General features: G+C 66.0%; 17 protein-coding genes. 13 read left to right on the top strand and 4 right to left on the bottom strand.

Features of this window, described 5'->3' with window-relative positions; genetic code table 11:
- Positions 1-39 precede the first annotated feature (39 nt).
- Genes GGR23_RS04745 through GGR23_RS04725 form a run of 5 tightly spaced genes read left to right on the top strand, consistent with a single transcriptional unit; the run spans position 40 to position 7,032 of the window.
- Positions 40-1,611 (top strand): aromatic amino acid ammonia-lyase, encoded by a 1,572-nt coding sequence (locus GGR23_RS04745; RefSeq protein WP_183364973.1) that lies wholly within the window; start codon positions 40-42, stop codon positions 1,609-1,611.
- Between the two features lie 12 nt (positions 1,612-1,623).
- On the top strand, positions 1,624-2,985 hold the full coding sequence (locus GGR23_RS04740; protein ID WP_183364972.1) for a dihydroorotase: 1,362 nt from the start codon (positions 1,624-1,626) through the stop codon (positions 2,983-2,985).
- Between the two features lie 17 nt (positions 2,986-3,002).
- Entirely contained in the window at positions 3,003-4,247 is a 1,245-nt protein-coding gene (locus tag GGR23_RS04735) for a Zn-dependent hydrolase (RefSeq protein WP_183364971.1), read from the top strand.
- Between the two features lie 16 nt (positions 4,248-4,263).
- Positions 4,264-5,361 carry a thiohydantoin desulfurase gene (locus tag GGR23_RS04730; protein ID WP_183364970.1) on the top strand — a complete coding sequence of 366 codons (1,098 nt, stop codon included), beginning with the start codon at positions 4,264-4,266 and terminating at the stop codon, positions 5,359-5,361.
- Positions 5,362-5,373: 12 nt separating this feature from the next.
- Positions 5,374-7,032: a thiourocanate hydratase gene (locus GGR23_RS04725; protein ID WP_183364969.1), complete on the top strand. Its 1,659-nt coding sequence runs from the start codon at positions 5,374-5,376 to the stop codon at positions 7,030-7,032.
- A 21-nt stretch (positions 7,033-7,053) separates the two neighbouring features.
- On the opposite strand, the gene GGR23_RS04720 is transcribed toward GGR23_RS04725, so the two are convergent.
- On the bottom strand, positions 7,054-8,460 hold the full coding sequence (locus GGR23_RS04720) for a serine/threonine protein kinase (RefSeq protein WP_183364968.1): 1,407 nt from the start codon (positions 8,458-8,460) through the stop codon (positions 7,054-7,056).
- 5 nt (positions 8,461-8,465) lie between these two features.
- Entirely contained in the window at positions 8,466-9,200 is a 735-nt protein-coding gene (locus GGR23_RS04715; protein WP_183364967.1) for a metallophosphoesterase family protein, read from the bottom strand.
- A gap of 300 nt (positions 9,201-9,500) precedes the next feature.
- Here GGR23_RS04715 and GGR23_RS04710 point away from each other — a divergent pair, with 300 nt between their 5' ends.
- The 3 genes from GGR23_RS04710 to GGR23_RS04700 all read left to right on the top strand — a co-directional run bounded on the left by GGR23_RS04710 (position 9,501) and on the right by GGR23_RS04700 (position 13,467).
- Complete coding sequence (locus GGR23_RS04710; RefSeq protein ID WP_183364966.1) at positions 9,501-11,399, top strand: DEAD/DEAH box helicase; 1,899 nt, start codon at positions 9,501-9,503, stop codon at positions 11,397-11,399.
- A 494-nt stretch (positions 11,400-11,893) separates the two neighbouring features.
- Entirely contained in the window at positions 11,894-13,111 is a 1,218-nt protein-coding gene (gene coaBC / locus GGR23_RS04705; protein WP_183364965.1) for a bifunctional phosphopantothenoylcysteine decarboxylase/phosphopantothenate--cysteine ligase CoaBC, read from the top strand.
- A complete protein-coding gene (locus GGR23_RS04700) occupies positions 13,108-13,467 on the top strand; it encodes an MmcQ/YjbR family DNA-binding protein (RefSeq protein WP_183364964.1) in 360 nt (119 codons plus the stop codon). Before coaBC ends, GGR23_RS04700 begins: the two co-directional genes overlap by 4 nt.
- A 4-nt stretch (positions 13,468-13,471) precedes the next feature.
- On the opposite strand, the gene GGR23_RS04695 is transcribed toward GGR23_RS04700, so the two are convergent.
- The gene (locus GGR23_RS04695; RefSeq protein WP_183364963.1) at positions 13,472-14,284 is read right to left on the bottom strand and encodes a class II glutamine amidotransferase; all 813 of its coding nucleotides are present in this window, start codon (positions 14,282-14,284) and stop codon (positions 13,472-13,474) included.
- 219 nt (positions 14,285-14,503) lie between these two features.
- Here GGR23_RS04695 and GGR23_RS04690 point away from each other — a divergent pair, with 219 nt between their 5' ends.
- Complete coding sequence (locus tag GGR23_RS04690; RefSeq protein WP_183364962.1) at positions 14,504-15,415, top strand: pirin family protein; 912 nt, start codon at positions 14,504-14,506, stop codon at positions 15,413-15,415.
- A 526-nt stretch (positions 15,416-15,941) separates the two neighbouring features.
- The gene (locus GGR23_RS04685) at positions 15,942-16,340 is read left to right on the top strand and encodes a GFA family protein (protein WP_183364961.1); all 399 of its coding nucleotides are present in this window, start codon (positions 15,942-15,944) and stop codon (positions 16,338-16,340) included.
- A 3-nt stretch (positions 16,341-16,343) separates the two neighbouring features.
- Here GGR23_RS04685 and GGR23_RS04680 read toward each other — a convergent pair whose 3' ends face one another.
- Positions 16,344-17,927, bottom strand: coding sequence for a peptide chain release factor 3 (locus GGR23_RS04680; RefSeq protein WP_183364960.1), 1,584 nt, complete (start codon positions 17,925-17,927; stop codon positions 16,344-16,346).
- An 85-nt stretch (positions 17,928-18,012) separates the two neighbouring features.
- Here GGR23_RS04680 and dut point away from each other — a divergent pair, with 85 nt between their 5' ends.
- The 3 genes from dut to cysK all read left to right on the top strand — a co-directional run bounded on the left by dut (position 18,013) and on the right by cysK (position 20,393).
- Positions 18,013-18,486: a dUTP diphosphatase gene (dut, locus tag GGR23_RS04675; protein WP_183364959.1), complete on the top strand. Its 474-nt coding sequence runs from the start codon at positions 18,013-18,015 to the stop codon at positions 18,484-18,486.
- A 195-nt stretch (positions 18,487-18,681) separates the two neighbouring features.
- Positions 18,682-19,296: a LysE family translocator gene (locus tag GGR23_RS04670; protein WP_183364958.1), complete on the top strand. Its 615-nt coding sequence runs from the start codon at positions 18,682-18,684 to the stop codon at positions 19,294-19,296.
- Between the two features lie 128 nt (positions 19,297-19,424).
- The gene (gene cysK / locus GGR23_RS04665) at positions 19,425-20,393 is read left to right on the top strand and encodes a cysteine synthase A (RefSeq protein WP_183364957.1); all 969 of its coding nucleotides are present in this window, start codon (positions 19,425-19,427) and stop codon (positions 20,391-20,393) included.
- Positions 20,394-20,397: the final 4 nt, after the last annotated feature.

Genomic DNA, 20,397 nt, shown 5'->3' with positions numbered 1-20,397 from the left:
TTATCGCCTAGTCTTCCCGGGAGAGAATGAGGGGCACGCATGAACACGGCATCGGCAACGGTGGAACTCAACGGCCAACCCATCGGCTTTTCGAAGATGGTGGAGATCGGCGCGGGCCGGATGAGCGTCCGCGCAAGCGGCGAAGGGATGGGGCGCGTGGTTGCGGCCCGCGAGGTGCTGGAGGCGGCGATTGCCGCCGGCCAGCCCGTCTATGGCGCGACGACCGGGGTCGGCGCCATGAAGGACGTGGAATGGTCGGCGGATGCGATCAACGCCTTCAATCTCGGGCTCGTCCGCGCCCATCATTTCGGCACCGGCCCGGCCTTTCCGACATCCGTGGTGCGCAATGCCATGGCCATCCGCATCAACACGGCGCTGACCGGCCATGTGGGCTGCTCGCCGGAGCTGGTCGGGGCCTTCCTCACGCTCCTCGAACACGATCTCATTCCGGTCGTGCGCAAGACCGGTTCGATCGGCTGCGGCGATATCGGGCTCATGGGGCAGATCGGCGCGGTCCTCGTCGGCGACGGCGAGGCGGTCTATCGCGGCCGGCGCATGCAGGCCTCCGAAGCGCTGGCCGCGGCCGGCCTGAAGCCGCTCACCATGGCGCCGCGCGATGCGCTTGCCGCGCTGGGCGTCAATGCGGTGAGCTTTGCCAATGCGGCGGAGACCCTGCGCCATGCCGTGACATCGATCCGCGTGCTGCTGGCAACGGGGCTTCTCGCCTGCGGCGCCCTCGGCGCATCCCGGGCCCCGTGGGAGGCGGTCACCGCGGTCGGCACGCCGCGCGAGGCGCAGACGGGCGCCTGGCTGCTGGAGGCGGCGAAACCCTGGGACTGGAGCATCACCACCCATATTCAGGATCCCCTGAGCGTCCGCATGATCGCGCAGGTCTTCGGCGCCGTCTTCGAAAGCCTCATGGCCTCCGGCTTCCGCATCGTCTCCGCGACCGCGCGCCCCGACGACAACCCCGTCATTGCCGGCGGCAAGATCCTCACCTCGGGCGGCTCGCTGCCGCTCGACGTGACGCTGCTTCTGGAATCCTCCGCGCTCTGCATGGCGCATGCCGCGCGCAACACCTTCAACCGCTGCGTCCTGCTCGGGAATGGCATGCGGGCGGACCTGCCGGTGAACCTGGTGCCGAAGGGCGCGATCGCCACCGGTTTCGGACCGATGATCAAGCTCGCGGGCGAGATCTTCTCCCGCGTCTTGTCCATGTCGAACCCGGTTTCGGCCCAATCGCTCGTCGTGGCGGGCGGGCTGGAGGACGAGGCGGCCTTCCTGCCGCTCGTCATCGACCGGCTCGACCGGCAGATGGAGGCGCTGAAGCGTCTGGCCGCCATCGAGGCGATGCTGGCGGCCCAGGCGCTCGACATTCTCGGCATGGCTCCGGAAGGCACGGCCGCGGAACTTTACCGCGTGGTGCGCAAGCATGCCGCCTTCCTCACCGTCGACCGGGCGCTCTCCTGCGAGATCGAGGCCATCGAGATGGAGCTCGCCTCCGAAGCCTTCATGCGCCGGCTGATGGATGTGGCGCCGCTTCCCGCCGTCGACGATTTCTTCGCGCTCGGCCCCACCGCCGCCAGCAGCACGGAACGCAAGGTCGCCTGAGGAGGACCGGACATGGCTGATTTCGATCTCGTACTTTCCGGCAAGGTCGTCCTCCCGGACCGCATCATCGAGAAGGGCTATGTTGCCGTTCGCGACGGGCTGATTGCCCATGTGGGCGAAGGCCCCGCCCCTGCCGCAGGCGAAAGGCAGGACTTCGGCCAGGGCCTCATCCTGCCCGGCGCCATCGATGCGCAGGTGCATTCGCTCTCGCAGAAGAACCAGGAAGACTTCATCTGGTCGACCAACGCGGCGGCGGCCGGCGGCGTCACCACCATTGTCGACATGCCCTATGACGAGGGCAATCTCGTCTGCTCGGCGGAAGCGGTGAAATGGAAGATCGACCATGCGAGCCCGCAGGCCCGCGTCGATTTCGCGCTCTACGGCACCATCGACCCGCTGGAAGGCGCGGCCCGCATCGCCGAACAGGCGGAAGCCGGCGTGGCCGCCTTCAAGTTCTCCACCTTCGGCACCGACCCCAAGCGCTTTCCCCGCATCACGCCGCCGATGCTCGCCGATGCCTTTTCGGAGATCGCCAAGACCGGGCTGACCGCCGGCGTCCACAACGAGGACGACGAGACGGTGCGGATCTACATGGAGCGGGTGAAGGCCTCGGGCATCACGGACTGGCGGGCGCATGGGCTCTCCCGTCCGCCGCTTTCCGAGCTGCTTGCGATGCACACCATCTTCGAGACGGGCGCCCAGACCGGCTGCCCCGCCCATGTGGTGCATTGCTCGCTCGCCCGGGGTTACGACATTGCGGCCGCCTATCGCCTCGACGGTTTCGAGGCGACGGTGGAATGCTGCATCCATTACCTGACGCTCGACGAGGACAATGATGTCGCCCGCCTCGGCGGCAAGGCGAAGATCAACCCGCCGCTCCGCCCCCGAAAGGAGGTGGAAGCCGTCTGGGACCGGGTACGCAACGGTCTCGTCTGGCTCGTCTCGACCGATCACGTCGCCTGGTCCGAGAATCGCAAGACCAATCCCGACATGCTCGCCAATTCCTCCGGCGTGCCGGGGCTTGAGGTGATGATCCCGCTCTTCGTCAAGGGTGCCATTGAGCGGGACATCTCGCTCACCTGGGCGGCCCGGCTGATGGCGGAGAATCCGGCGAAGCATTTCCGCCTCGATCACGTGAAGGGCGCGCTGAAGGTGGGCCGCGATGCCGATATCACCGTGCTTGTACCCGAGGAAAAGGTCTATTCCGCATCGGAATCCGGCCACACGGTGGTGGACTGGAGCCCCTATGACGGAATCCGGCTTCCCTACACCGTGGGCGGCACCTGGCTTCGCGGCGCCCTTGCCTTCGACGGCAGCCGCGTGACCGCCAAACCCGGAACCGGCCGCTTCGTCCGCCCACCGGTCAACCGCTGATATCCGAAAGTCTCTCCATGAACCGCAATCTCTCCGTCAACGCCGCCCGTATCGAGCGCGACATTGCCGAACTCGCCGCCATTACCGAACCCGGGCGTCCCTGGACGCGCCGCTCCTTCACGCCGCTGTTCCTGGAAGGCCGCGCCCTCATTGAAAAACGGATGCGGGAAGCAGGCCTCGAAACCCGCATCGATGCCGCGGGCAACCTGCTGGGACTTCGCAAGGGCAAGTCGTCGCGCAAGGCGATCATGCTCGGCTCCCATTCGGACACGGTGCCGGATGGCGGCAGGTTCGACGGGATTGCCGGTGTGGTCGTCGGGCTCGAAGTCGCCCGCGCGCTCGCCGACCGGGGGATCGAGCTGGAGCACGATCTGGTCGTCGTGGATTTCCTGGCGGAAGAGGTTTCGGCCTTCGGCGTTTCCTGCGTCGGCAGCCGCGGGTTGACCGGCCAGTTTCCGGACGGATGGCTGGAGCGGGTGGAAGGCGGGCGCACGCTTGCCGAGGCGATCCGCGAGGTGGGCGGCGATCCATCGACGCTGCGTTCGCTCACGGTCCCCGAGATCAAGGGCTTTCTCGAGCTGCATATCGAGCAGGGCCCGGTGCTGGAGCGCGAAGGCATCGACATCGGGATTGTCGGGGCGATCTCCGGCATTACCCGCATCGAGCTCACCTTCAACGGCCAGCCCGGCCATGCGGGTACGACGCCGATGGGCGCTCGGGCCGATGCGCTGGTTGCCGCATCCCGTTTCGTCCAGAAGGTGGACGAGGCGGCCCGCGTGCTGGCGAGCCAGCCCCGCCATTTTGCCGCGACCGTCGGCGAGTTCCGCATGGAGCCGAATGCCGCAAACGTGGTGCCGGCAAAGGTCCGGCTCCTCATCGACGCCCGCGCCGAGCATCGGCCGGACATGGAGGCCTTCCTGGCCTGGGTGAAGGCGGAAGCCGCCCGCATGGATGGCGCGGAAGGGGTCTCGGTGCCCGAACCGGTCGTGATTTCCGACAATGCGGCGGTGCCTTCCGATGCGAACCTTCTCGATCTGCTGCGCGGCGCCTGCGACCGGATCGGCGCGACGCACCGGCCGCTCGCCTCGGGGGCTGGCCACGATGCCGCCTGGGTGGCGCGCAAGGCGCCTGCCGCGATGATCTTCGTCGCCAGCAAGGACGGCCTCAGCCACGCGCCGGAGGAATGGACGGAAAACGATGCCATCGCGCTTGGCGCGGAAGTGCTCTTCGAGGCGGTGATCGCCCTCGACAAACAGGCTTGAGACAAAGGGAAGAAAGATGGGACGGATACTGGTCGAGAAGGATGTGGAAGCAGCGGTGAAGGGCGGTTCCGTCTATGCCGCGGGCGGCGGCGGCTGGGCCGATCACGGCCGGATGCTGGGCTATGCGGCCGTTTCCATCGGCAAGCCGGAACTGGTGTCCATCGACGAACTCGACGAGAACGACTGGGTCGCGACCGCCGCCGCCATCGGCGCTCCGGCCTCCACCACGCCCTGGGAAATGCGCGGCGTCGATTATGTCCGCGCCGTCTCCCTCCTGCAGGAGGCGCTGGGCGAGAAGATCACCGGTCTCATCATCGGCCAGAACGGCAAGTCCTCGACGCTGAACGCCTGGCTGCCGTCCGCCATCCTCGGCACCAAGGTGGTGGATGCGGTGGGCGATATCCGCGCCCATCCGACCGGCGACATGGGTTCGATCGGCATGGCGGGCTCGCCGGAACAGATGATCCAGACGGCAGCCGGCGGCAATCGCGACGAAAACCGCTATATCGAGCTCGTGGTGCGCGGCGCCACCGCAAAGATCTCGCCCGTGCTGCGCGCAGCCTCCGACCAGTCCGGCGGCTTCATCGCGTCGGCCCGCAATCCCTTGCGCGCATCCTATGTGAAGAAGAACGCGGCGCTCGGCGGCATTTCCATGGCGCTTGACCTCGGCGAGGCGATCATCGAGGCCGAGAAGAAGAATGCCACCGCCGTCATCGACGCGATCTGCAAGGTCACCGGCGGGCATATTCTCACCTCAGGGGTGATCACGAAGAAGGACGTGGTCTATACGAAGGAAGCCTTCGACATCGGCACGGTGACGATCGGCACGGGCGCTTCCGCCCGCACGCTGCACGTCATGAACGAATACATGGCCGTGGACGATGCGGACGGCGCGCGGCTTGCCACCTTCCCCTCCGTCATCACCACGCTGTCCGAGGAAGCCGAGCCCTTGAGCGTCGGCCAGCTGAGGGAGGGCATGACCGTGCATGTGCTGCATGTGCCGATGGATATCATTCCGCTTTCGGCAAGCGTGCTCGACCCGAGCGTCTATCCCGTCTGCGAAAAGGCCATGGGCATCGAGATCGCCCGCTATGCGCTGTCTGCCAAGGCCTGAGGAGAGAAAATCATGAATGCCCGCCCCTCCCGTCATGCAAACTTTCCCGTTCCCGGCGGCCCCACGCTGCGCGCCAAGGGCTGGCGCCAGGAAGCGCTGCTGCGCCTGCTCGAAAACGTGCTCTCGGTCGGGGAAGACCCCGACAACCTGATCGTCTATGCCGCGCTCGGCAAGGCCGCGCGCAACTGGAAGGCCCATGCGGCCATCGTGAAGACGCTTCTCGAGATGGACGAGGACCAGACGCTCCTGATCCAGTCCGGCAAGCCGGTGGGCCTCGTGAAAACCCATGCGAAGGCCCCGCTCGTCATCATGGCCAATTGCAACATGGTCGGCCAGTGGGCGAAGGCGGAGGTCTTCTACGAGCTGCAGAAGAAGGGGCTCATCTGCTGGGGCGGTCTCACCGCCGGCGCCTGGCAGTATATCGGCAGCCAGGGCGTGATCCAGGGCACCTACGAGATCTTCATGCGCATTGCCGAAAAGCGCTTCGGCGGCTCGCTGAAGGGCCGTTTCATCCTGACGGCGGGTCTCGGCGGCATGGGCGGCGCGCAGCCGCTCGCCGGCCGGATGGCGGAAGCCGCGATCCTCTGCGTCGACGTCGATCCGGACCGGGCGCAGAAGCGCAGGGAGATCGGCTATCTCGACATGATCGCCGACAATCTCGACCATGCGCTCTCCCTCATCGACGGGGCGGTGAAGGAAGGCAAGGCGCTGTCCGTCGGTCTCGTCGGCAATGCGGCGGAGATCTATCCGGATATCGTCGCCCGCCGCATCACGCCGGATATCGTGACGGACCAGACATCCGCCCATGACCTCGTCTACGGTTACGTGCCGAAGACGCGGACGCTTGCAGAAGCCCGGCGGATGCGCGAGGAGGCGCCGGAACAGCTGATGGCCGAAAGCCGCGCCTCGATCGTCGATCATGTGAAGGCCATGCTCGCCTTCCAGAAGGCGGGCGCGGAAGTCTTCGACAACGGCAATCTCATCCGCACCCAGGCGCGGGAGGGCGGCGTTGCCGATGCCTTCGACATCCCGATCTTCACCGAGGCCTATCTGCGGCCGCTCTTCTGCCGGGCGATCGGTCCCTATCGCTGGATGGCGCTTTCGGGCGAGGAGAGCGACATCGCCCGGATCGACGACCTGCTGCTGGAGATGTTCCCCGACAACCGCATCGTCACCAACTGGGTGAAGCTCGCGCGCGAAAACATTCCCTTCGAGGGCCTGCCCGCCCGCATCGCCTGGCTCGGCCACGGGGAGCGCACCGCACTGGCCCGCCGCGTCAATGCGCTCGTTGCCTCCCGCGAGCTGAAGGGGCCGGTCGCCTTCTCGCGCGACCATCTGGATGCCGGGGCGATGGCCCATCCGAACATCATGACCGAGGGCATGAAGGACGGATCGGACGCGATTGCCGACTGGCCGCTGATCGATGCCATGATGCTCTCGGCCTCCATGGCGGATCTGGTCGTCGTCCATTCCGGCGGCGGCGGCTATTCCGGCTACATGACGAGCTGCGGCGTGACCGTCATTGCCGACGGCACGCCCGAGGGCGACGAACGGCTGGACCACGCCATGACCAACGACACGACCCTCGGCGTCATCCGCTATGCGGATGCGGGCTATGAGGAGGCGCTCGACGAGGTGGCGAAGAAGGATGTGCCCTATATCCGCCTCTGAACCTTGAGGGAAAGGCCGGGCCTATTCCCCCGCGGGGGCGGCCCGGTTCCTCACCACGGTCACCGTGCAGGGCGCATGGGCCGCCACTTCGCCCGACACGCTGCCGAGCAGCGAGCGCATGGTGGAGGCGGCGCGTGCGCCCATGACGATATGGTCGACATAGTTCTGCCGGGCATAATCGAGGATCGCATCCGCCGGCGAGACGGCTTCGAGCACGTGGAAGGTCACCGCGCCTTCCGGTGCCTTCAGCGCTTCCGCCCAGCTCTTCAGCTCCACAAGCCGCTGCACATGCTTGTTCTGCCCCTCCTCGTCCAGCGTGCTGTCGAGCGCGAGGCGGTTGATTTTCAGAATGTTGATGCAGGCAACGCGGGCTTCCGGCGATTTCTCGAGGATGCGCTGCGTGGTCACGCGCAGCGATTCCTTCAGGTCCTCCGAACTGTCGCTAAGGTCGAGTGCCACGGCAACGATCGGTGCATTGGACCACTGGCGCTCCTCGTCCTTGGCCTTGGGCGGCTGGAATTCTTCCTGGTTGAAGCGGCGGCGGACCACCTCCAGGCAGGGGTCGCGCTTCATCTTGGTGGCGCGCGGCGTGATCGGCACCTGCGAGAGATCCTTGAGCGCCGCCGCCATCTGCGCCGCCGTCGGGAAGCGGCGGTTGGGGTTCACCTCCAGCGCCCTCAGGATCACCTCCTGCAGGGCCGGCGGGATGTCCCGCTTCAGCGCGCGGGGCGGCATGGGATCGCGCCAGAGGCGCTTCTTCAGCCCCTTCAGCCGCTGCGGATCGCCGAAGGGCCGCTCGCCGGTGGCGAAGAAATAGAGAAGGCAGCCGAGCGCAAAGAGATCCGAGCGGTAATCGCTGCGGATGCGCATGATCTGTTCCGGTGCCATGTAGGGCGCCGTGCCATAGGGCAGGCGGAATTCCTCCTCCATCAGGTCCGGCAGCAGATTGTGCCGCGCCAGACCGAAATCGACCAGCACCGCCTCGCCGCTCTCCCGGAAGAGGATGTTGGACGGCTTGAGGTCCAGATGCACCACATGCTGGCGGTGGAGGGCATCGAGGGCGGTGGCGATCTTCACGCCGATTTCCGTTACCTCTTTCCACGGAAGAGGCAGCTCCTTCAGCCGCGGATAGAGCGATTTGCCGGGCAGGCGTTCCATGACGATGTAGGGATGGACGGCGAAATCGCCATTGGCGACGTGCTTCGGCACATGAGGCCCGGAAAGGCGCGGAAGGATCATCTGCTCCATCTCGAAGCTGACGATGGCGGCGGGATCATCCCCCTCGCCGATCATCGGCACCTTCATGAGGAGTTCGCCCTCGTGGTCGGGATGGGTGACGATCCAGAGCCTCGCCATGCCGCCCGTATGGGCGAGTTCCTTCAGCGTGAAGCCGTCGAGCTCCATGCCCGGTTGAAGCTTGCCTGCCATGGCCTTCAGTGCCCCCTTGCCAGCCGGCTCGCCAGGCTTTCGGGAAGCCCGGCGGCACGGATCTTCTCCTGCGCCTTCTCCACGTCATAGGGTGCCCGGCGGTAGCGGATTTCCCGCCGCACCGTATCGAGCACCGCATAGGCCGCCGCCGGATTGCCGTCGCGGGGCTGGCCGACAGCCCCCATCACCGCCAGCCACCGCCTCTGGGAGAGAAGCGGAATGGGCGTATCGGAGTTCGGCACGAACTTCGTCACCTTGCCGATCTGCGGCAGGCAGTAGAGCGAGGGAAGATGGATGTGGCCGCAGAAGGAGATGCGCGCACTGGTGCCGGAAAAATGCGCGCCCGCATCCTCCACGTCGGTCACATACATCCAGCGGGCGGGATCGCTTCCCTCCGCATGGACATAGAGCCGGTCCTCGTCCGTCACCGACAGCGGCAGGGTCGCCAGATAGGCCTTCTGCTCGGCCGACAGCATGGCCCGGGTCCATTCGATGGCGATGCGGGCCGTCGGGTTCATGTCCGCGCCGCCGGCCACGGCGGCCTGGTCGTGATTGCCGCGGATGACCACGCCGCCGGAGGCCTCGATCTCGCGGGCCTTGTCCGTGCACCAGCCGGGATCGGCGCCATAGCCGACGATATCGCCGAGGATGACGATCCTGTCGACATCGCGCGTGGCCGCAAGGCAGGCTTCGAAGGCCTCGCGGTTGGCATGGATGTCGGAAAGGAATGCAATGCGCATGAAAACCCGCCTCCCAGGGGTTGAGCCTGCCTTGTCTCCTATAGAGGGGATCGGCGCAAGCGGCCATTCATCCTAAGTATCAGCCTTGAGAAGCATCAATTTCCTAATTTCGGCCCGGTATTCGCCCTGCGAAGGGCAGATCTTACCAAAAAGCGTGGGTCGGCGCTGTACAAAGCGCGAATATTCGCGTACTGAGCGCCCAACTTGGGCGGCGATAGGGCCGCATGAAAGGTCGGGATAAGCCGTTTGCCGCACGAGGCGGAATGGGGCAACCGGCTTCCAGAACCCGAAAGAAACATCATGACTCATTTTGAAGGCGTCGTTCCGGCGATTGCCGAAGCAATGCTCAAGCGCGGCTATACCGGCCTGACGCCCGTCCAGCAGTCCGTTCTCGATCCCGCGCTCGAAGGCCGCGATGCGCTGGTTTCCGCCCGCACCGGCTCCGGCAAGACCGTCGCCTTCGGGCTGGCGCTTGCCCCCGACCTGCTCTCCGGCCGCGACCGGTTCGACCGGGCTGCCGAGCCGCTGGCGCTCGTCGTCGCCCCTACCCGCGAACTGGCACTCCAGGTGCAGCGCGAGCTGGAATGGCTCTACGAGCTCACCGGGGCGGTCGTCGCCTCCTGCGTCGGCGGCATGGACATGCGCACCGAGCGCCGCACCCTAGAACGTGGCGCCCATATCGTCGTCGGGACGCCCGGCCGCCTGCGCGACCACATCACCCGCGGTGCACTCGTGCTCGACCATCTGGCTGCCGTCGTCCTCGACGAGGCCGACGAAATGCTCGATCTCGGCTTCCGCGAAGACCTGGAATTCATTCTCGAATCCTCGCCCGACGAGCGCCGCACGCTGATGTTCTCGGCCACCGTGCCAAAAACCATCGCCACGCTTGCCAAGAACTACCAGCGCGATGCAGTCCGCATTGCCGCTGCCGGCGATACCGAGCAGCACCACGACATCGAATACCGCGCCCTTCTCGTCGCCCCCGCCGACAAGGAAAATGCCATCATCAACGCGCTGCGCTTCTATGAAGCGAAGAACGCGATCGTCTTCTGCTCCACCCGCGCCGCCGTCAATCACATGACGGCGCGGCTGCACAACCGCGGCTTCTCGGTCGTGGCACTGTCCGGCGAGCTGTCGCAGAACGAGCGCAGCCACGCGCTGCAGGCCATGCGCGACGGTCGCGCCCGCGTGTGCATTGCCACCGACGTTGCCGCCCGCGGCATCGACCTGCCGGGCCTCGAACTCGTCATCCATGCGGACCTGCCGACCAACCGCGAAACCCTGCTGCACCGCTCCGGCCGTACCGGCCGCGCCGGCCAGAAGGGGGTGAGCGCGCTCATCGTGCCCGTCAGCGCCCGTCGCCGCGCCGAGCGCGTGCTGGGCGACGCCGGCATCACTCCGGCCTGGGTGAAGGCACCGTCCGCCGACGAGATCCGCGCCCGCGACGCCGAACGCATGCTGGCCGATCCCCTGCTGACGGATCCCATCCAGGAAGACGAAGCCGATGCAATCGCATCGCTCATCGGCGCTCATGGCGCCGAACAGGTTGCGGCTGCATTCCTGCGCGCCTATCGCGCCGGCCGTTCGGCTCCCGAGGAGCTGATCGAGATCGAGATCTTCGACAAGCGTAAGCGGGAACGCACGGACCGTCCCGACCGCCCGAAGTTCGAGAAGGACGAGCGCGCACCCGGCCCGCGCGCCGATTTCGGCGACAGCGTGTGGTACTCGCTTTCCGTCGGCCGCAAGCAGAATGCGGAGCCGCGCTGGCTGATCCCCATGCTCTGCCGCAACGGCAATATCGCCAAGCGCGACATCGGCCAGATCAAGATGCAGCCGACCGAAACCTATGTGGAGATCGCCGCCGACAGCGTCGATGCCTTCGAAACCGCGCTCGGTCCGAAGCGGATGCTGGAAAACTCGATCCGCGTGCAGGCCCTGCCGGGCAAGCCCGACATGGACGGCGGCCGCAAGTCCGCCCCGCGCGACTTCGACGGCGAACGCGCGCCCCGCAAGGACTGGAACCGCGACCGCACCGACGACAAGCCGCGCGCCGCCAAGCGCCCCCGCCCCGACGATGCCGCCGCCCGCGATTTCGACCGCCCGGCCGGCAAGGCCCGCTTCGGCAACAAGCCCGCCTTCGACAAGCCGCGCCAGAAGCCCGAGGGCGCCTGGACCGGCAAGAAGCGCGCCAAGGGCTGAGGCTGACGGGGGTAAGGCGTGGCGTCTGCCGCACCGCACCCCCCTCTGCCCCTGCCGGGGCATCTCCCCCTCAAGGGGGGAGATTGAGCGCCGCGTCTGACGCACCGCACCCCCCTCTGCCCTGCCGGGCATCTCCCCCTCAAGGGGGGAGATCGACCGTAGTCTTTTGGTTTCCCCAAATAAGAAGCGTCTCAATTGCAGAAACGTCTGCTGGGAACTGCCATCATAAACCCCATCCCGATCTCCCCCCTTGAGGGGGAGATGCCGGGCAGGGCAGAGGGGGGTGCAGCACGGCAAACTCCACGCCTTGCGAGGCACAGGGGTGTGCGGTGCGTCACACTCAACCCCATGCAACGCAGAGGGGGTGCGCATCCGCAAACGCAACCCCGCGACCTGCAAAGCGGGAAGCGCCAAGGCCGATCTTCCCCACCGCATTGCAACACAAGCGATCACCGATTAGGGTCCCGGTCATCTGAAACCGATCGGGACTGCCCATGTCGCTTACCGGCAAACGTCTGCTGCTCGTCATTTCCGGCGGGATTGCCGCCTACAAGAGCCTGGACCTCATCCGCCGCCTGCGGGAACGGGGGGCCGTGGTGACGCCCGTGATGACGGCAGGGGCGCAGGAATTCGTCACGCCGCTGGCCGTCGGCGCGCTGTCGGCGACGCCGGTCTACACCGATCTGTTCTCCCGCGAGGACGAGCAGGATGTCGGCCACATCCGCCTGGCGCGGGACTGCGATCTCGTCGTCGTCGCGCCGGCAACGGCCAATATCCTGGCGAAGATGGCCCATGGCATTGCCGATGATCTCGCCTCCACGGTGCTGCTGGCCACCGACCGGCCCGTGCTGGTGGCGCCGGCCATGAACCCCGTGATGTGGGCGAACCCCGCCACGCAGCGGAATGCGGAACGGCTGAAGGCGGACGGCATCCGCTTCGTCGGTCCGATGGCCGGCGAGATGGCGGAGAAGGGGGAAGCGGGCATCGGACGGATGGCGGAGCCGCTCGACATCGTGGCGAGCGCCGAGGCACTGCTTTTCCCGGCCGCAAGGCCGCTTGCCGGGCGGCGGATCGTCATGACCTCGGGCCCGACGCACGAGCCCATCGACCCCGTCCGCTATATCGCCAACCGCTCCTCCGGGCGGCAGGGTCATGCGATAGCGGCAGCCCTTGCCCGTCTGGGCGCCGAGGTGACGCTGGTTTCCGGTCCCGTCACCATTCCCGATCCGCAAGGGGTGAAGGTGATCCATGTGGAGCGCGCCGAGGAGATGCGCGATGCGGTGCTGGCGGCGCTTCCCGCCGATGCGGCCGTGATGGTGGCCGCCGTCGCCGACTGGCGCGTGGCGAGCCAGGCCGGCCAGAAGATCAAAAAGCAGGAGGGCGAAGGCCCCGCGCCGCTGCACCTTACCGAAAATCCCGATATCCTGAAGACCGTCGGCCACCATCCGCTTCGCCCCCGGCTCGTGGTCGGCTTTGCCGCCGAAACCCAGGACGTGGAGGAAAACGGCCGCGCCAAGCTTGCCCGCAAGGGCGCCGACCTGATCGTTGCCAATGACGTTTCGCCGGAAACCGGCATCATGGGCGGCACGCGCAATCGCGTGAAGATCATCTCCAGGGATGGCATCGACGACTGGCCGGATCTGGCAAAGGACGAGGTGGCGGCGCGCCTTGCGGCGCTGATCGCCGAGCGGCTTCAGGGGTCGGGCGCATGAACCTCTTCCGGCAGGCCGATTTCGACGGTTTCGTGCAGACGCTGCCGGGAACGCGGCTGGTGGACCAGTGGGAAAGCCGGGTCGCCAAGGTGGGCGACAAGGTGTTTGCGCTGATGCGTCCGGACCGCCAGCCGAACCGGCTGGTGGTGAAGGTGACGGAAGAGAGCTTCGAGATCCTGACCGCGCTCGACGGCATCGAACAGGCCCCCTATTTCGCGAAGCGCAAATGGGTTTCGATCGGGGAAGGAGCACCGCTGCCGGAGGAGGATCTCCGCTATTACGTCACCCGCTCCCATCAGCTGGTGGCGGCGGGCCTGACGAAGAAGCTGCGGACGGAGCTCGGCATCCCCGTCTGAGGTGTCAGATGGCCTCGCGCGCGGGATGAAGCGCAATCGAATTGCCCGGTTCGAACATGACGAAATCCAGGCCCTCCTCGCCGATGGAGACCGCGCTGCCATCGGGAATTTCCACCCAGGTATCGACATCGTCGTTGAGCGGTTCGGAAACCAGGCAGTATCCCTGCCCGCGTCCCATCGGCGCTGCATAGAGGGTTGGCGCGCGCCGGTCCGTTGCATAGCGGATTGCGTACAGCGTCCGGCCATTGGAGAAGGCCGCGGTGAAGCGCACCAGCGCCGATCCCGTCATGTGAAAGGACAGCCGCTCGATGAAGCCGATCGTATCGGCAAAGGCGCTCAGCGGATCCTCCCTCAGGCCGAAGTGAAACGCGAGAAGAAAGATCAGCTCGCTGTCCGTCGTGCCGTTGCGCGCGGCATAGAGATCGTCGCCCAGCATGGTTTCCATGGGGCGGCGCACCTTTTCGAAATCGCCGATCTGGCCGTTGTGCATGAAGGACCAGTTCTCGTGCACGAAGGGGTGGCAATTGTCCCGGCGCGTGCCGCCGCCGGTCGCGGCCCGGACATGGGCAAGGAACAGCGGCGAGCGGATCTGGCGGGCGATGCTTTTCAGGTTGCAGTCGGCCCAGGCCGGCAGGATGTCGCGGTAGCGCCCCGGCTCCGGCCTGTCGCCATACCAGGCAACCCCGAAGCCATCGCCATTCGTCGGCGTCTTCGCGCGGGTGGCATGGTGGGACTGCTCGATCAGCGAGTGGGCGGGCGAGGTCACCAGCTCCTCGAGATAGAGGGGTTCTCCCCGATAGGCAGCCCAGCGGCACATGACGGACGCTCCTCATCGACAGCGGGAAAAGGCTTTCCCTCAAGCTTTGATTCTTTTGGCTAATAATTGGTTAACTTGCGCTTTGCCACCCCGGGTTCGGCGCTTTTTGCCTGCAAGGGCAGCTCCGGTGAACACTGCGTTCCGCGCCGCTCCCTTAGCAAAGGGCAAAAAAGCGATATATTCGGCGCCAGGCAACCCCGTTTCCGAAAGGACTTCTCCATGTCCATCCGCCCCGTCAAGCACGAGAGCATTGCCCGGCCCACCATGGAGGGCGCCGGCGTCCACCTGCACCGCGTCTTCGGTTTCGGCGATCCGTCGCTGACCGATCCCTTCCTGATGATGGACGACTTCCGCAATGACGAGCCGCAGAAATATCTGCGCGGCTTCCCCTGGCATCCCCATCGCGGCATCGAGACCATCACCTATGTGCTCGCCGGAACCGTCGAGCATGGCGACAGCCTCGGCAATCGCGGCCTTCTCGGCGCCGGCGACGTGCAGTGGATGACGGCCGGCTCCGGCATCCTGCACCAGGAAATGCCGCAGGGCGATTTCGCCGGCCGCATGCACGGTTTCCAGCTCTGGGCGAACCTGCCCTCCTCGCTGAAGATGACCGCGCCGCGCTATCAGGACGTGAAGTCGGCCGATATCCCCGTGGCGATCGATGACGACGGCACGGCGGTCCGGGTCATCTGCGGCAGCTTCTGGGGCAAGTCCGGCCCGGTCGACGGCATTGCCGCCGAACCCGTCTATCTCGACGTCTCCGTGCCGCCGGGCAAGAAGAAGGTGCTGCCGGTCGATACCTACCGCAAGGCCTTCGCCTATATCTTCGCCGGCTCCGGCACCTTCCGCGACGCATCGAAGCCCTTCGGCGTGCGGGTGGAGAAGGAAGTCAACGGCGAGGAGCTGAACATCCGCGACATGTCCGGCAACCGCACCCTCGTCGTCTTCGACACCGGCGACCAGGTGACGGTGCAGGCCGGCGACCAGGGCATCCGCTTCCTGCTGGTCTCGGGCAAGCCCATCGAGGAACCCGTCGCCTGGCACGGCCCCATCGTCATGAATACCCGCGAGGAAATCATGCAGGCCATGCGCGAACTCCAGAACGGAACCTTCATCAAGTCGGGCCATTGACGGCGGGGCGGGGGAACACGTTTGCTTCGCGGGGCGTGGAGTTTGACGCACCGCATCCCCCTCTGTCGGCTTCGCCGACATCTCCCCAGGCGGACGAGCTTCGCTCGCCGCGAGGGGGAGATCGCGGCTGCCTCGCATCGCGTCGAGTTTGACGCACCGCACCCCCCTCTGCCCTGCCGGGCATCTCCCCCTCAAGGGGGGAGATTGACCGTGGGTTTTGTGGTTTCCCCAATAAACAAGCGTCTCATTTGCCGATACGTTGGCTGGGGACTGCCCCAAGAATCCCCATCCCGATCTCCCCCCTTGAGGGGGAGATGCCCGGCAGGGCAGAGGGGGGTGCGCATCCGCAAACTCGACGCCGTGCAGGCCAGAGGGGGGCTGCACCTCGTCAAACTCCACGCAGTGCAAGGCAGCACGGGGTACGCATCGCCCCTCCCCCCGCATTGCCACTCACCCCCCGTGGGGCAGATGCCCCGGAACCCTCGCGCCCCTGTCTCCATTTACCTCCCGGTTGACGGAGGTAGGCATGCATATCGACGGAGAATGTTTCTGCCGGGCGGTCGCCTACGAGGCGGACCTTGTTTCGCCCGAGATCGGGCTTTGCCATTGCAGCGATTGCCAGGCCTTTTCCGGCTCGCCCTACCGGGCAACCGTGGAGGCGCGCTCAAGCGATTTCCGGGTCACGCGCGGCGAGGCCAGGGCCTATGTGAAGACCGGCGCTTCCAGCGGAAGGAGCGCGCAGTATTTCTGCGCGACCTGCGGCTCCAACCTCTACCGGATCGCGGAGGGCGAGGAGACGGTGGGCATCCGCATCGGCACGATCCGGCAGCGGCATCAACTCACCCCTGCCCGCCAGACCTGGATCGCCTCGGGCCTCGGCTGGGCCCAGGACATCCGGGCCCTCAAGGTCACGCCGCCGAGCTGAGCCTCACGCCGCCTTGACGGCGTGATATTCCTTGATCGCCACCATCTTGATGGCCGGCGCGCGCTCGGACTCGTAGCGGAGCGAAAAGCTGTCCTGCGCGAGGAAGACCGGGTCGCCGTCGAGATCGCGGGCGATGTCGCCGCGGCGGTTGGTGATGAATTTCTCGAGATCCGCATTGTTGTCGGCCGAAATCCAGCGGCAGACGGAGAAACGCGACATCTCGAAGGAGACCGGCAGGCCATATTCCGCCTGCAGGCGTTCCTTCAGCACGTCGAGCTGCAGCGCGCCGACCACGCCGACGATGGCGGGCGAACCGTCTTCCGGCGAGAAGAGCTGCACGACGCCCTCTTCGGCCATCTGCTGCAGCGCTTCCTTCAGCTTCTTTGCCTTCATGGCATCTTCCAGCCGCACGCGGCGCAGGATTTCAGGCGCAAAGTTCGGCACGCCCTGGAAGACGAGGCTCTCGCCTTCCGTCAGCGTATCGCCGATGCGCAGCGTCCCGTGGTTCGGAATGCCCACGACATCGCCCGCATAGGCGGTATCGGCGAGCTGCCGCTGCGAGGCGAAGAAGAATTGCGGGGCGGACAGGCCCATCTGCTTGCCGGTGCGGGAAAGCCGCGCCTTCATGCCGCGCTCCAGCTTGCCGGAGCAGACGCGGACGAAGGCGATGCGGTCGCGGTGGTTGGGGTCCATGTTCGCCTGGATCTTGAAGACGAAGGCGGTCATCTTCTCGTCGGTCGCGTGCACGGTGCGCACGTCGGCCACCTGGTCGCGCGGCGGCGGGGCATAGTCGGCCAGCGCGTTGATGAGATCGCGGACACCGTAATTGCGCAGCGCCGAGCCGAAGAAGACGGGTGTCAGATGCCCCTCGAGGAAGCTTTCCCGGTCAAAGGGGCGGCAGGCTTCGATGGCAAGCTCCATCTCGTCGATGAAGGCCTGGCGCTCGTTCTCGGGCAGCCGCTCGGCCACCGCCTGCGGACCGTTGACAGGCGTGGTCTTTTCTTCCGTATCGGAACCGCGCACCTCGTTTTTCGCCAGGTGATAGGAGCCGCAGAAGCTCTTCGCCCGGCCGATCGGCCAGGTGACGGGGGCCGTATCCAGCGCCAGCTTCTGCTCGACCTCGTCGAGGATCTCGAAGGGGTCGCGGCTTTCGCGGTCCATCTTGTTGACGAAGGTGATGATCGGGATGTCGCGCATGCGGCAGACTTCGAAAAGCTTCAGCGTGCGCGGCTCGATGCCCTTGGCGGCGTCGATCACCATCACGGCCGCATCCACCGCCGTCAGCGTGCGGTAGGTGTCGTCGGCAAAGTCCTCGTGGCCGGGCGTGTCGAGCAGGTTGAAGACCGTGTCGTTGTACTCGAAGGTCATCACCGAGGTGACGACCGAGATGCCGCGCTCGCGCTCGATCTTCATCCAGTCCGACCGGGTCTGGATCCGGTCCTTCTTGGCCTTCACCTCGCCGGCAAGCTGGATGGCACCGCCGAACAGCAGCAGCTTTTCCGTCAACGTCGTCTTACCGGCGTCCGGGTGGGAAATGATCGCGAAGGTGCGGCGGCGTGATACCGCCTCGGCAAGGGATTCGGCCATCGGGGTGAAATTCCTGTTGAATGGCCGGTCTTCTAGCGGCTAGAGGGGCAGGATGCAACGCAAACCGACGCAAAAGGGGGTCCTGATGAGCGGCACGGCGGAGAAGAAACCTGTGATCGGCATCGTGCGCCTGCCCCATGGCGCGGGACTGGAGCTTCCGGCCTACGAGACGGAAGGCTCCGCCGGCATGGATCTGCGCGCCGCCATTCCCGAGGGCGAGCGGCTGACGCTGAAGCCCGGCAAGCGGGCACTGGTGCCGACCGGTCTCATCTTCGAGATCCCGCAGGGCTTCGAGGCACAGATCCGCCCCCGCTCCGGCCTTGCCTACAAGAACGGCGTGACCTGCCTCAACACGCCCGGCACCATCGACAGCGACTATCGCGGCGAGGTGCAGGTGCTGCTTGTCAATCTCGGCGAGGAGAAATTCGTCGTCGAACGCGGCATGCGCATCGCCCAGATGGTGATTGCCCCCGTGGTGCAGGCGGTCCTCACCGAAACCGCGCTCGCCACCGTCACCGACCGCGGCGCCGGCGGATTTGGCTCGACGGGGCTGAACTGAGGAGATTTGCGCCTCTTGAAGGAATATCGCATAGTCTGCATATTCACTTCAAGTGGATTGGGGGTTTGTTCCCGGTCGGCGTCAGGGCCTCGGATTACCGGGGCCTTTCGCTTTACGGGCTGCGGGGTAGCCCTTGCATTCACCCTCTGAATTAGGCATTCCAGAAGGAATGTATTGCCGCCGCCAGAGGGTGCCATGTCCGCAACCGAATTCTTCAGCTACAGCTTTGCCCTCTTCATCGCGGCTGCCATTCCGGGTCCCGGCATCACGGCCGTTGTGGCGCGGGCGCTGGGGCAGGGGTTTCGCACCGCCTATCCCATGGCCTTCGGGCTCATCCTCGGCGATATCGTCTATCTGACGGCGGTGATCCTGGGGCTGGCCTATGTGGCGCAGACCTTCGGCTATGTCTTCATGGCGATCAAGTATGCGGGCGCGGCCTATCTGATCTATCTCGCCTGGGGCCTCTGGAAGTCCGGCATGAAGATCGATGTGAACGGCGAGAAGAAGCCGCTCGACGGCTTCAAGTGCTTCCTTTCCGACCTGACGCTGACGCTCGGCAACCCGAAGACCATGCTCTTCTATCTCGGCATCGTCCCGGCGGTGATCGATCTGACCAAGGTGGGGCTGCCGCAGTTTGCCGAGCTTTCCGTCGTTACCTTCATCGTGCTGCTTGCCGTGATCACGCCCTACATGATGCTCGCGGGCAAGGCGCGCGACTGGCTCGGCGAGCCGAAGAAGATGCAGATGCTGAACCGCACCGCGGCGGGCTTCATGGCCGGTGCGGCGACGATGATCCTCGCCCGAGGCTGATTTTCCACGAAGCGGGCCCGTTCGGGAAGGACATTCTCCGCTTTGTCAGGGCGGCCCGCTCGAGATGACTGGATTGCCGCGCGCCTCTCGCCTATCCTGTCCTCAACAGGAAAAGGGAGACCCACAGAATGTCTGAAGCGCGCAAGCCCGGCCGCGGCCGGATCTATTCCTCGATCACCGAAACCATCGGCGATACGCCCATCGTCCGGCTGGACAAGCTGGCGAAGGAAAAGGGCGTGAAGGCAAACCTGCTTGCCAAGCTCGAATTCTTCAACCCGATCGCCTCGGTGAAGGACCGCATCGGCGTGGCGATGATCGAGGCGCTGGAAGCGCAGGGCAAGATCACCCCCGGCAAGACCACGCTGATCGAGCCGACCTCGGGCAATACGGGGATCGCGCTTGCCTTCGCGGCGGCCGCCAAGGGCTACAAGCTGATCCTCACCATGCCGGAAACCATGTCCATCGAGCGCCGCAAGATGCTGGCGCTGCTGGGCGCCGAGCTGGTGCTGACGGAAGGCCCGAAGGGCATGAAGGGCGCGATTGCCAAGGCCGAGGAACTCGCCGCCGCCAATCCCGACGCGATCATTCCCCAGCAGTTCGAGAACCCGGCCAACCCGGAAATCCACCGCAAGACGACGGCGGAAGAAATCTGGAACGATACGGACGGCAAGATCGACATCTTCGTGTCCGGCATCGGCACGGGCGGCACCATCACCGGCACCGGCCAGGTGCTGAAGGCGCGCAAGCCGGGCCTGAAGGTCATCGCCGTCGAGCCGAACGACAGCCCGGTTCTCTCCGGCGGCAATCCCGGCCCGCACAAGATCCAGGGCATCGGCGCAGGCTTTGCCCCCGCCATCCTCGACCGCGAGATCTATGACGAGGTCGTCACCGTCACCAATGACGAGGCCTTCGAGAATGCCCGCCTCGTCGCCCGCCTCGAGGGCGTGCCGGTCGGCATTTCCTCCGGCGCCGCGCTGACGGCGGCGATCAAGGTCGGCCAGCGCGCCGAGAACGAGGGCAAGACCATCGTCGTCATCATTCCCTCCTTTGCCGAGCGCTATCTCTCGACCGCCCTCTTCGACGGGCTCGGCGGCTGATCCG

Source organism: Gellertiella hungarica (assembly GCF_014197145.1).
Lineage (GTDB): Bacteria > Pseudomonadota > Alphaproteobacteria > Rhizobiales > Rhizobiaceae > Gellertiella > Gellertiella hungarica.
This window is presented reverse-complemented; position numbering and strand designations above follow the sequence as displayed.